Here is an 11,437-nt window from a genome sequence, read left to right as displayed (position 1 = left end):
CTTGTTTCTGTCACGCAGAAACGTGATCAGTTCGATGACAACAAAACCGTGTGGGAAGAGATTAGTGATGGCGCTGATATTATCCAGGTCGGAAAATTTGAAATGCCTTCACGTGCTTATGTCGGTCGCTTTAATTTTAAAGGCCAGGATCAACAAAAACGTATCGGAACATTATCCGGCGGCGAGCGTAACCGCGTTCATCTGGCCAAATTACTACGCAGTGGTGGCAATGTCATCCTGCTCGATGAACCGACCAATGACCTTGATATTGAAACGCTGCGCGCATTGGAAGAGGCGTTACTGGATTTTGCCGGCACCGCCCTAGTGGTCTCACATGATCGCTGGTTTCTTGATCGTATTGCCACACACATCCTCGCCTTTGAGGGGGACAGCAAGGTAGAGTGGTTTACGGGTAATTATGCCGACTATGAAGCAGACAAGAAACGACGCCTGGGCAGCAAGGCAGAACAACCACGCCGTATCAAGTACAAACCGCTCACTCATTAAACCAGCCAAAAAATTACAGCGCGGAGCAAACAGATGAACGAAAATCGCTTAATTGATATCGAAACACGTATTGCCTATCAAGAAGATACGATACAACAACTCAATGATGTCGTGACAAAACAACAAAGACAAATTGATAGGTTAGAAGACCTTGCGAAATTGCTAACGCAGCGATACCAAAGCCTGCAATCAACAGAAAGTAATAATAATATCGTTGATGAAAAGCCGCCTCACTATTAAAGTGGGTTTTTAGAGCCTCACTTTCTTATTACATCGAAAATTTCTACCATCACCTCATCATCGGCCATACGCCGATAGTAGTCGATCGATATTGAGTTAGGAAAACCCAGCATTTCATCGTAACTCACTTGCAAGCCTTCGGCTGGACGATCTATTGCCTCGGCAATCAATTCAAACCAATCACTGACAGATTTTAGGCTGTAATCAATCTCTGCTGCGATAGCACTACCATCATCGGCATAGACTGCATTAGCAATCTTGCCATCGCGTACTTCTACGCGTATTTTTCTAAGCACTTCGGCAAGACAAAAACATTGGCGCTGATAGATCAGGTCATAGTCCTTCCAACCCGTTTGCTGCCATATTTGAAAATTCTGTTGGTACTCATCTGCCACTGAATTCGTCTGCTGGGCCAAGCCAGAGCATGAACTTATTAAGACCACGGAAAAAAATAGCGCCATAATGCGATAAGACATAAATAGAAAACCGCTCAAGAATAGTGCCAACGAAATAACAATCCAAACAAGCCCAATAGCAACGGCCAACCAAGACTACCGCCTCCGCCTCCGTCACCGTCTGAATCAGCTCCTGCAGGGAGTGGTGGCGCTGTAATGGTGCCTGCGACAATCATAGTTTGAGCAATACTGTTATCGTTGATCAGCACATCAGTCACGTCGTCTGTTGAGATTAACGCTGTGTGCGTGATGATGGCTTGAGCATTGAAACCGGTAATAGTGCCATCGATATTTATCGTAACACCGCCACCCGGATTATTTACAGTGCAACTGTAACTGGAACCAGCATTACTACCAATGGAACATGCATTACCATTCGCCGTAACGCTGGTAAACCGAGCACCCACATTAGATGTACCTGTTAACGTAATTTGTCCCACGGCCTGAAACCCTGTGGCAATGACCGAGACCATGTACGAGGCGCTAAAGACATCATCGACATTGACATTGGTCGGGCTGACTAGATTAGAGATAGCGATATCCGCAGGATAATTAAAACACTGGTTTGGTGATAACACGGCCTCAACAGAATTAACCATTTGCGTTACTGAACAACTGGAAAAACCGGTAAAACCACTGCTTACAGATGACGACATGATATGGCTTCCATCAGCACACATGCCAGCAATAACTCTATTAGGGGGGGCGCTACCGGTCTCGCCATCATGAAACGAGCCAAGGTTATGGCCAAGCTCATGCGCCATCACCACGGCAGTGAGTGGAATACTACCCACTACAGAGGTTGTAGCAACACCCAAGCCATTGCTATTACATAGCACATCAACATTCGCTATACCTGCTGTTAACCCATCAAAATCACGCCCAGTCACTACATGCAATAGCGCCTGACTATTTGTAATAAATGAGATTTGGCCGTTCGCTTTCTTTGTCTCAATATCATTCAGAAAAATACCCGCATCTGTCGATGTGCTAAAAACTTCAGAGGATAGAAACGCAACAGTAATGACATCAAAAGCCATATTCATGCCGTTATTACCATCCATCTCTGCTCTGTCACGCCGATAGAACCCCTCAGCGGTATTAATCAACGAGGTCGCCTGGGCGGCAGCACTGGCACCATACAAGGACTGAAAAGCGCTATCAAAAGCAAATTCTATCTCAGGTAGAATGCACAGGCCATCGACCTGTGCAGCACAAAAATCTGAAAACGCAACGTCTTGGGTGACGCCTGCCTCCATAATCGAGACCAATGACGTATCCAACTCACTTTCATGACCTGCAACCCCACAACTGCCCATGTCGTCAGCCAAATCTGCCAAGGCTTGCACTGGCATAGCGATACTCGCAGCCTGCGCTGCTTGCAAATTTTCCGCAACAGGCTGGTCAATGACATACAACGCCCCGTAAACCGACACGATACCTTGCCATTGCCCACTAATTATGGATACTCGCGCCCAACTATCTGGCACAGAATCTATCTCACCATAATAGTGCTCACCTACATCCTGACCTAACTGCTCTGTGACCCGATACGAAAGAGTGCTATTTTCTGTCAAGGCAACAATATAACTATCACCAGCAACTGTTATCGGCAAATCAGCGGCAGCCAACGCTGAGGTCACCCAAAAACAAAAAACTAACGGTATAATTCTTTTCATGCATCAACTCATTTCTAGTGCCAATTCCACAGGCATGTATTTGCTTAGCGACCGATATTATACTTTTTATAGCTTCTATTCTAAAAAGTGATGAGAGGAAACAATGTGCGTGAGTTGGCAAAATAACAAACCGTGATGAATCATTGGCTTACCCAAGCAACCCTTAACTACATGACAAAAATATGCCGCTGAACGATAGACACTCCATGATAGTTAGCAAAGGAAGAAATGTATATTGGCTGGCACTCCTCACCGCCCTCATCATGCTACTGCCTGGCGATATTAGAGATGTATTGTATTTAGATTTTGAACGCGTAATGAATGGTGAAATATGGCGCGCGATAAGCGGTCATCTCACGCATCTGTCATGGACACATTGGCTGTTAAACATAGCAGGGCTAATGCTGCTGCAACAGTTTTATAGCCAATATTTCTCAACTTGGCACTGGCTTGGCGCATTAGTATTCATCATGCTTGCAGTAAGCATCGGCCTACTGACCTTCAGCGAAGAACTGAAATGGTATGGTGGGCTTTCTGGGGTGCTAATTGGTCTATTTTATATATCAGCAATTAACGATTATCAGCACAAGAAAATATTCAATGCGCTCGCGCTCGCAGGACTAAGCCTATACATTTTTATTCAACAGCTTTTGGGAGAACGTATTGAGGGGTTGGCAAACAGCGTTACTGTCGCCACGCGTGCGCACTTACTTGGGGCAATTGCAGGGCTGCTTTGGCTACTGCTGGCACATCTATGGAGCAAGCTTAACCATAATCGTTAAGGATTCCCAGCGCCGCTATTTCCACCAACGGCTATTTTTACATCTGCTGCAAGTCAAGCTGTTTAACAAGCATAATCGCATCTTCGCGCCCTACCGCTGCCGGATAATAGTTACGACGCACACCAAGCTCGTCAAAGCCATAGTCATGATAAAGTGCTAGAGCAGCAACGTTGGACTGACGCACCTCAAGAAAGAGTGATACGGCTTTAAGCTCCTTGGCGAGATCAATAATATATTCTAATAATATACGAGCTATCCCTTGCCGGCGCAGCTCAAGCTCAACGCAAAGATTTAGCACATGCGCCTCATCCGAGACGGTATTCATCAAAGCATAACCGACAATAACCTCTTCTCGTTCAACCACAAAACCATAATAGCCAACGCGCAAACAATCGTTAAATATACCTTTTGTCCAAGGGTAATCATAAGCGCGCTGCTCAATCGCTAACACAGCCGGCACATCCTGCCGTTGCATCGGACGGATAAGACAGGTGCGTGATATTGATGCTTCTATTTGATCTTTTTTACAGGCCATGACGCTTATAATGACTTAATACGATGAATAAATCACTAGGCCAAGCCCGCTTTGGCTTGTTGAAAAACCTGCTTTGCCATCAGTAAATCTTGCCAAACCTTGGCTTTTTCGCGCGGGGAGCGTAATAAATATACCGGGTGATAAGTGACTATAACTGGCGTTTTTTGCTCACCATAATGATAAACACGCCCACGCATCGCGTCGATTTTAGTGTCAGTCTTTAGCAGGTTTTGTGCAGCAACATGGCCTACCGAAATAATTATTTTTGGCTCAACCAAAGCGATCTGGCGCTTAAGATAAGCTTCGCAACTGTGCACCTCAGCAGGCAAGGGATCACGATTATTCGGCGGTCGACATTTCAGAATATTGGCAATATAGACCTGCTCACGCTCATAACCTAATGCGAAAATCATTTGCGTCAGCAACTGACCCGCTCGACCAACAAAAGGCTCGCCCTGACGATCTTCATCGGCACCCGGCGCCTCGCCAATAATCAACCAATCGGCGTGTTGATTGCCAACGCCAAACACCGTCTGCGTGCGACTCTGATGTAGCTCACACTGGCGGCACACTGCTACCTCATCCGATAAAGACCACCACTCACCCTCCTGATCACTATTCGCCTTAGTAACCGATGCTTCCTGTAATGCTTTAGCAACCGCAGGCACATTACTTTCAGCATCACGTAGCTGCCAACGCTGAATACCCATTGCACTCAAATACTCAGCTTGACGTGATGACATTAGACTTTATACCGGCGAGTTTTGTGGATGAGCACGGTTAGTCGGCTGCATAATCTTATTCGCCGCATGAACATAAGCGCGTGCCGAGGCAATGACAATATCCGTATCCGCGCCCTGGCCATTAACGATACGACCATTTTTGGCCAAACGCACCGTGACATCACCCTGCGAGTCGGTACCGCTTGTAATATTATTGACCGCATACAATTGCAGCTCAGAGCCACTTTCCACCAACGCCTCAATCGCTTTAAACACCGCATCAACCGCACCCGCTCCCGATGCTGTCGCTTGCTCTTCTTTACCATCAACGACAAGCACAACCTGAGCATTGGGTGTTTCACCCGTCTCTGACGTGACACAAACAGAAACTAATTTAATACGTTCGTTTTCAGTTTTAAGGTTGGCCTCGGTGACCAAGGCCTGAAGGTCATCATCATAGATATCATGTTTCTTGTCTGCCAAATCCTTAAAGCGGCCAAACGCAATGTTCAATTCTTCTTCAGAATCAAAATCAATATTCAATTCGCTTAAACGCGCACGAAAGGCATTACGACCCGAATGCTTACCCAATACCATCCGGTTTGCACTCCAACCAACATCTTCAGCACGCATGATTTCGTAAGTTTCACGGTGTTTTAACACACCATCCTGGTGAATGCCTGCTTCGTGCGCAAAGGCATTAGCACCGACAATGGCCTTGTTAGGTTGTACGGCAAAACCGGTAATACCCGACACCAAACGACTACACGACACGATCTGCGTAGCATCAATACTTACCTCGCACGGAAATACATCTGCACGCGTACGCATTGCCATAACAATTTCTTCTAACGCCGCATTGCCTGCACGCTCACCCAAACCATTAATGGTGCACTCAACCTGACGCGCCCCATTCATTACAGCAGATAGTGAGTTCGCCACCGCCAAACCTAAATCATTATGACAATGCACAGAAAATACTGCCTTATCAGAGTTAGGAATATTTTCAATCAAACGACGCATCGTTTCACCAAATTGATGGGGCACACTATAACCCACTGTATCAGGAATATTCACTGTGGTGGCACCGGCATCAATCACGGCCTCAAGCACACGACAGAGAAACTCAAACTCAGAACGACCCGCATCTTCAGGTGAAAACTCAACATTGTCTGTGTAACGTCGCGCCCGTTTGACCGCGGCAACCGCATGTTCCACCACCTCGTCTGGTTGCATACGCAATTTCGCTTTCATGTGAATCGGCGATGTTGCGATAAAGGTATGAATGCGTGCCGACTTCGCCCCTTTTAAGGCCTCAGCAGCACGGTCAATATCTTTATCCAACGCACGCGTCAAACCACACACGGTACTGTCTTTCACCGCATCAGCCACCGCTTTAACCGCATCAAAGTCACCCTGGCTGGCCATAGGAAAACCCGCCTCGATAACATCGACCTTCATACGCTCCAGCGCTTTAGCGATACGCACCTTTTCATCTTTAGTCATCGACGCGCCCGGGCTTTGCTCACCATCACGCAAGGTCGTATCAAAAATAATTAATTTTTCTTTACTGCTTGTACTGCTCATGATTCAAACTCCAACGACTACGGCTCAGCGATATAGCAAGTGTAACCGAGCCAATGCATTCAAAAAAGAAGTGGGGAAGGTATTTCTGTGATTTTTTCTGGCGCGATGCCAGTTATGCGATAGAGTCGTCTGCCTTACGGCAGTAGTCGGAACAGAACGAGCAAAAACCCGGCGCCAGCAGGAAGCTGTGCTGTGAATATTGGCTTAGTAGGGTTGACGCTCATGGCTTTAAGCTAGCACAAATTAATTGCCAATTAAAGCCCCGTTAAGCATCTATTGAGATAAACCAAGCCATCTTAGTGATTTTTCAGCAGCAACTCATAGGGGTTTCCAGCTCAAGCCCATCATCTGAGCCTGTATGTAATCCCCCCAATAAACAACAGGAGTCAAAAGTAGAAAATTCTCGTAAATTAAGAGCAGGAGTTTTCTATGAAAAAACCAAGACGAACAAACAGTCAGATACTAGCGATCTTAAAGCAGAATGAATCTGGCGTATCAGTGCCTGATTTATGTCGCGAGCACGGCATGAGCAGTGCGTGTTTTTACCAGTGGCGATCTAAATTCGGCGGTATGGATGCGTCACTAATGAAACGCATGAAGGAATTAGAAGATGAAAATCGGCGCCTTAAAAAGATGTACGCAGAAGAGAAACTAAAGTGTGAAATCGCCCGCGAGGCCATCGAAAAATACCCCGAGGGCACGTAGAAGTGGTAAAGCTATCTCGACGCAAAGAGATGACCCAACGAGCCAAAGATGAATATTCAGCAAGCATTCGTGTTGTGTGCAACGTATTTTCTATCAGTGAAACCTGTTATCGGTATCAACCGATATTGAGTGATGAAAATGCACTTATGGCTTGAATCCGCCCTATTGTTTCACGGAATTATATGAAACTCGATAGACAATGTCTATCAGGATATATCTGACAAAATTGCAAGCAAACTGTCTGCTAATATTTTAGTGGGATATAATGAGTGAACAGATTACAGAGCAATAATTTCTGTGAATAAACATAAATATCAATAACTTATAATAATTCATGGCTTGAATAGCGATAACAAGCAACCATATTTCTCAAAACAGACATAAAAATTCCAATACACTTGCTACAACATAAATAAAGGGGAGGGACTTTATGGAATATTCATTCATTATCGTACTGGTGCTGATTGTTGCTTTAGTGCTGTATGTCATTGGTATTTATAACCGTTTAGTCAGTCTGAAAAATCGTTTTGAAAATGCCTTTGCTCAAATTGAAGTACAACTTAAACGCCGTTATGACTTAATTCCGAATTTAATTGAAACTGCCAAGGGTTATATGAAGCATGAGCGTGAAACGCTTGAATCAGTCGTGGCTGCACGTAATGGTGCTAGTGCTATGCTGGATGCAGCACGCGCTAATCCAGGTAGCGAGGTGGCGATGAATGATTTGGCTAAGGCGGAAAGTAATCTGAATGCGTCGATGGGTAAATTTAATTTATTGGTTGAGGCCTACCCGGACATTAAGGCCAATGAAAATATGATGCAGTTGTCTGAAGAACTAACGACCACTGAAAATAAAGTGGCTTTTTCACGCCAGGCCTTTAATGATGCAGTCACGGCTTATAATGAATACCGTCAGAGTTTTCCACCTGTTTTCCTGGCGACGACTTTTGGTCATCCCACCGATGCAACGTTATTGGTAATGCCAGATAGTGAAGCTATTCAAGAAGCGCCTAAGGTTTCGTTTTAGAACAACCTAAAATAACGACCTCTTATCCTAACCTTCCCCCTCAATGGGAGAAGGCTCCTTAAATAATTGAACATTCTAATTACATGAATTTTTTTCAACAACAAGAGCAAGCGCGCAAAAAAACAGGGCAGCTCGTCGCACTGTTTGTTGTTGCTGTGATACTGATTATTGGCTTAACCACTCTCGTGGTGGCAAGCAGTCTTTGGGGCTTTGCTGTTTGGGGCAACACTGGAACAGCACTGTCAGCCGCAGATTATCTTAACTGGCCATTGCTGTTAAAAACGGCGCTTGTCATGAGTATCATTGTTGGCTGTGTCATTATCTATAAGCGTTCTCAACTGGGACAAGGTGGCTATACCATTGCTGAGCGCTTAGGCGGCACGCCTGTTTACTCTGACACGCAAGACCCTGACGAACGTCAATTATTGAATATTGTAGAAGAAATGGCCATCGCTGCGGGCATGCCTGTGCCACCGGTTTATGTGCTGGATGAAACAACGATCAATGCCTTTGCCGCAGGTCACTCTGATAGTGATGCGGTGTTAGGCATTACGCGTGGCGCGCTACAACGACTGACGCGTGATCAACTACAAGGCGTTATCGCCCATGAATTTAGCCATATTCTGCATGGTGATATGCGCCTTAATTTGAATTTAATTACTGTGCTGTCAGGTATTATTTTTATTGGTTTATCGGGTCGAGCATTGGTCGGTGGTATGAGTCGTACTCGCCGCAGCAACAATTTTGGTAGTACGGCGGTCTTTGCTTTAGGGGCAGGTGCAAGCTTGGTCTTAATAGGTGCCATCGGTACTCTTTTTGGTAATTTAATCAAGTCGGCAGTGTCAAGACAACGTGAATTTTTGGCGGATGCCTCTGCTGTGCAATACACGCGCAATCCGGATGGCATTGCTGATGCGCTAAAGGTGATTGGCTCGGGTGTTGGTAGCGGTGTACGCAGTCATGGTGTTGAAGAATTTAGCCATATGTTCTTTGGCGATGTATCTTCGGTGCGGAGTTTTGATTTTTTCGCTACACACCCTCCCATCAATGAACGTATTACACGTCTTGATCGTTATTGGGATGGCCAATACTTAACTGGTAAACCATTAGCATCAAACACACCAACAGCAGAAGAGCCTACCGCTAGCGGCTCCAGCATTATCGATAGCCTGCCTGACTCGTTAAAAGTTATTGGCATGCTTGATCCGGTAATGATGGCGATTGCTGGCGCTTTGATTAAATCACTGCCCTCACCGCTTTACCAGGCCGCACAAAACCCGGCTACGGCCTATGCACTGATGCTGGCCTTGCGACTTGATACAAAACCAGCGATTCAAACGCAACAATTGGGCTATCTGGCAGACAGCCCGGCAATGGCACAAGAAGTCCTACGTTTAAAACCGTTTGTTGATACATTACATGCCACTGAGATATTGCCATTGATTGAGATCGCCATTCCGGCATTAAAACGTCAATCAGCGCAACAATACCAACAACTTAAATGGTTGTTAACGCAGTTTATTATGGCTGACGCGATTTCAGATCATATGGAGTGGCTGCATTATCGTCTGCTTTGTCATTTTCTCGACCCGCAATTTACGAAAAAGGCAGAGACGAAAAAACACCGCCGCAGCTATCACAGTTTGCACCAAGTAGAGGGCGCTTGCTTAAATGTGTTGTCTTTACTAGCCAATGTCAGTCATAACGACGAAGAGCAACGTGATCAGGCGTTTTACAGTGGTTTAAAGCCACTGACCATCAAAGTAGGCCAGCGTACACACCAAGACGATTTAAATCTTAATGCAACCAACGCTGCGCTGGCACAATTGGAACACTTGGTGCCACTGCTAAAACAGCAGTTTCTTGCCGCCTGTGCTACCTGCATTGGCTATGATAATCAAGTAACGGTGATGGCTTGGGATTTGCTGCGCGTTATTTCGGCTTGTTTGAGCTGCCCTATGCCATTGGTAAGCAGGCCCGGTCGGCAACCTTATTAGCAATGGCCAATCTACGTAGTGTCAATACACCCCAAAAGGGTTTCTTCGACCCAAGGTCTAACCTATATTAGACCCTTTTCATTTAACGCGTAACGCGCTTGGTGCCGTTAGGCTGGGTCAGAATACGTACAGTATCGTTGATGGCAATTTTTTGATCGGCCTCTTGCACGATCGATATCACCTCACCATTATCAAGCTCAATGGTGATTTCCTGGCCTTTGCGACGGGTAAAGCCTTCTTCTGCAGCAGCGCCAACAACACCACCGACCACTGCGCCAATTACACCTCGTACGCGATCACCTGAGCTATCGGCCGAACCCGCGCCGATGACACCACCAACAACGGTACCTGCTGCGGCACCAATTGGTGTTTTAGTGCCTTCGATCAGCACATTTTCAACCGCAATGACAGTACCCACTTCAACGGTCTGAACATGCTGTGTCTCGCCACGTGAGTAAACCTTGCCGGATTTACTCGACGCACAAGCGCTTGCCATAAGCACTAACACTAATACAACACACAGTTTTACCCAATTGTTTGGCTCAATCTTTTCCAGGGAAATCATTATTTTTTCTCCTTTAGAGTGTTAGCGTATTGACTATTTGCGCAGCCAGGCGCCGCCTAGTGATCGCTGAACCATTTGTCCGTTTACCGTCTTTGCAATCGCTTTTTTCGCTGCTAATTGTTCGACAGCGGCAAGACTGGTACCGTTGCGTTTAGCAATTTTTTGGTAGCTCGCTTTACGCTTGGCATTGATGTCATTCGCCAACGCAACAACACCTGCATTGGCTTTTACCACACCGATATAACCCGTCACACTTTCACCGACCAGCAGTTGTGACTTAGCTTCTTGTAAGCCTAGTGCGAATGCAGAGAGTGGTAATAACATTGCCACGATTAGCGCCGTAAACCGGCAATAGCGACGCATTGAACGCATTGAATAAACAAGAGGATAAGTGGCAGTTTTGAGAGTATTCATCATTAGAACAACCCTCCTTCTTCTGAGAATAAATCATCAATGTCTTTTTCTACTTTGACACGAATTTCGTGTTCAATTTTGACATTCAAATTAATAGTGATCGGCTCATCTGGCGCCTGCACCTTTATCGTTGGCGCACAAGCGGCTACAAAAGTGAGTACAATGGCAGATAATAATATGCGCTGTAAACTGTGATTCAAATTGGCTAGCATTGTATTTTTA

The 11,437-nt window shown here is 45.7% G+C and carries 15 protein-coding genes; 7 read left to right on the top strand and 8 right to left on the bottom strand.

All coding sequences use genetic code 11. From position 1 onward, the window contains the following. The coding region (locus JKY90_09670; GenBank protein MBL4852522.1) for an ATP-binding cassette domain-containing protein at nt 1-507 on the top strand (507 nt) is incomplete at its 5' end. Nucleotides 508-540: 33 nt separating this feature from the next. Beyond that, a complete protein-coding gene (locus JKY90_09665; GenBank protein MBL4852521.1) occupies nt 541-747 on the top strand; it encodes a SlyX family protein in 207 nt (68 codons plus the stop codon). A gap of 17 nt (nt 748-764) precedes the next feature. Here the strand turns inward: JKY90_09665 and JKY90_09660 are convergent, their stop codons facing one another. Beyond that, nucleotides 765-1,223: a hypothetical protein gene (locus tag JKY90_09660; GenBank protein ID MBL4852520.1), complete on the bottom strand. Its 459-nt coding sequence runs from the start codon at nt 1,221-1,223 to the stop codon at nt 765-767. A 14-nt stretch (nt 1,224-1,237) separates the two neighbouring features. Further along, nucleotides 1,238-2,881 carry a hypothetical protein gene (locus JKY90_09655; GenBank protein ID MBL4852519.1) on the bottom strand — a complete coding sequence of 548 codons (1,644 nt, stop codon included), beginning with the start codon at nt 2,879-2,881 and terminating at the stop codon, nt 1,238-1,240. Between the two features lie 182 nt (nt 2,882-3,063). Here JKY90_09655 and rrtA point away from each other — a divergent pair, with 182 nt between their 5' ends. Further along, nucleotides 3,064-3,663, top strand: coding sequence for a rhombosortase (rrtA, locus tag JKY90_09650; protein ID MBL4852518.1), 600 nt, complete (start codon nt 3,064-3,066; stop codon nt 3,661-3,663). A gap of 37 nt (nt 3,664-3,700) precedes the next feature. On the opposite strand, the gene rimI is transcribed toward rrtA, so the two are convergent. From rimI to JKY90_09635, 3 genes are read right to left on the bottom strand one after another with little or no spacing between them, the layout of a single operon-like run. Further along, nucleotides 3,701-4,198, bottom strand: a complete 498-nt coding sequence (rimI, locus tag JKY90_09645; protein MBL4852517.1) for a ribosomal protein S18-alanine N-acetyltransferase — start codon at nt 4,196-4,198, stop codon at nt 3,701-3,703. 35 nt (nt 4,199-4,233) lie between these two features. Then, nucleotides 4,234-4,941, bottom strand: coding sequence for a uracil-DNA glycosylase (locus JKY90_09640; protein MBL4852516.1), 708 nt, complete (start codon nt 4,939-4,941; stop codon nt 4,234-4,236). A gap of 6 nt (nt 4,942-4,947) precedes the next feature. Continuing rightward, the gene (locus tag JKY90_09635) at nt 4,948-6,507 is read right to left on the bottom strand and encodes a 2-isopropylmalate synthase (GenBank protein ID MBL4852515.1); all 1,560 of its coding nucleotides are present in this window, start codon (nt 6,505-6,507) and stop codon (nt 4,948-4,950) included. A 429-nt stretch (nt 6,508-6,936) separates the two neighbouring features. On the opposite strand from JKY90_09635, the gene JKY90_09630 reads away from it, so the two are divergent. The 4 genes from JKY90_09630 (at nt 6,937) to JKY90_09615 (ending at nt 10,236) form a co-directional block, all read left to right on the top strand. Continuing rightward, nucleotides 6,937-7,212: a transposase gene (locus JKY90_09630; GenBank protein MBL4852514.1), complete on the top strand. Its 276-nt coding sequence runs from the start codon at nt 6,937-6,939 to the stop codon at nt 7,210-7,212. A gap of 2 nt (nt 7,213-7,214) precedes the next feature. Next, entirely contained in the window at nt 7,215-7,367 is a 153-nt protein-coding gene (locus tag JKY90_09625; GenBank protein MBL4852513.1) for a hypothetical protein, read from the top strand. A 275-nt stretch (nt 7,368-7,642) separates the two neighbouring features. Beyond that, on the top strand, nt 7,643-8,239 hold the full coding sequence (locus tag JKY90_09620; protein MBL4852512.1) for a LemA family protein: 597 nt from the start codon (nt 7,643-7,645) through the stop codon (nt 8,237-8,239). 83 nt (nt 8,240-8,322) lie between these two features. After that, a complete protein-coding gene (locus JKY90_09615) occupies nt 8,323-10,236 on the top strand; it encodes a M48 family metallopeptidase (GenBank protein MBL4852511.1) in 1,914 nt (637 codons plus the stop codon). A gap of 82 nt (nt 10,237-10,318) precedes the next feature. Here the strand turns inward: JKY90_09615 and JKY90_09610 are convergent, their stop codons facing one another. From JKY90_09610 to JKY90_09600, 3 genes are all read right to left on the bottom strand, one after another. Continuing rightward, the gene (locus JKY90_09610) at nt 10,319-10,732 is read right to left on the bottom strand and encodes a hypothetical protein (GenBank protein MBL4852510.1); all 414 of its coding nucleotides are present in this window, start codon (nt 10,730-10,732) and stop codon (nt 10,319-10,321) included. Nucleotides 10,733-10,834: 102 nt separating this feature from the next. Then, the gene (locus JKY90_09605) at nt 10,835-11,164 is read right to left on the bottom strand and encodes a YdbL family protein (GenBank protein ID MBL4852509.1); all 330 of its coding nucleotides are present in this window, start codon (nt 11,162-11,164) and stop codon (nt 10,835-10,837) included. 53 nt (nt 11,165-11,217) lie between these two features. Continuing rightward, nucleotides 11,218-11,427, bottom strand: a complete 210-nt coding sequence (locus JKY90_09600; protein ID MBL4852508.1) for a YnbE family lipoprotein — start codon at nt 11,425-11,427, stop codon at nt 11,218-11,220. Nucleotides 11,428-11,437 lie beyond the last annotated feature (10 nt).

The sequence above is a fragment of the Gammaproteobacteria bacterium genome (assembly GCA_016765075.1).
GTDB lineage: Bacteria > Pseudomonadota > Gammaproteobacteria.
Note: the sequence above shows the minus strand (reverse complement) of the source record. Positions and strands in the feature narration are given on the sequence as shown.